1 protein-coding gene is annotated in these 607 nt (G+C 67.5%); it reads right to left on the bottom strand.

Annotated elements, in window-relative coordinates; translation table 11 throughout:
• Nucleotides 1–52 precede the first annotated feature (52 nt).
• The coding region (locus QMK61_RS17595) for an integrase core domain-containing protein (protein ID WP_302073531.1) at nucleotides 53–607 on the bottom strand (555 nt) is incomplete at its 5' end.

The following is a 607-nucleotide window of genomic DNA, read 5'->3' as shown; positions in this document are numbered from 1 at the left end:
CTGTATGGACCGGGGAGATGGGTTACACCCGTGCCAGGACATGGGTAACAGTCTAGTCGGCCTCGCGCATGTCGATGGTGGCGAGGCGGTGGTGGACGAAGTAGAGCGCGTAGATACCATCTTCATGGGGGCAAGGACGCGCGGCGATGGGCAGTCCCCGCAGGGCGTTGGAGACCTTCAAGTACCGCCCCTGGAAGGAGACCATGCCACCGCTGCGCACGATCAGCACGGTGTCGTCCGGCCCGTACTCGATGGGTGGCAGGGTTTCCGGAAAAGGCCGCGGACTGGGCCGGTAGCGGGCGCCCGGCACGGCCATGCCGATGCCCTCGTGGGGGCGACGGTGGTTGTAAATCGCCCGCCACGCATCGAAGGCCTGCTGCACACCGGCGTGATCGGTCCAGGTGCGGCCGTTGAGCACCTCGGCCTTCAGGCTGCGGTGGAAGCGCTCGTCCTTGCCGTTGGTCTGCGGATGGGCCGGTGCGCTGAAGCTGACCCGGATGCCGAGCCGCACCAGCCACAGGCTCAGGGCGGACAGGCCCCGCGAATCGCCACCGGGACTGCCCCAGGGCGAGCCATTGTCCATGTTCATGCGCACCGGCAGGCCGTA

It is taken from the genome of Fulvimonas sp. R45 (genome assembly GCF_030504985.1).
Taxonomy (GTDB): domain Bacteria; phylum Pseudomonadota; class Gammaproteobacteria; order Xanthomonadales; family Rhodanobacteraceae; genus Rhodanobacter_A.
This window is presented reverse-complemented; position numbering and strand designations above follow the sequence as displayed.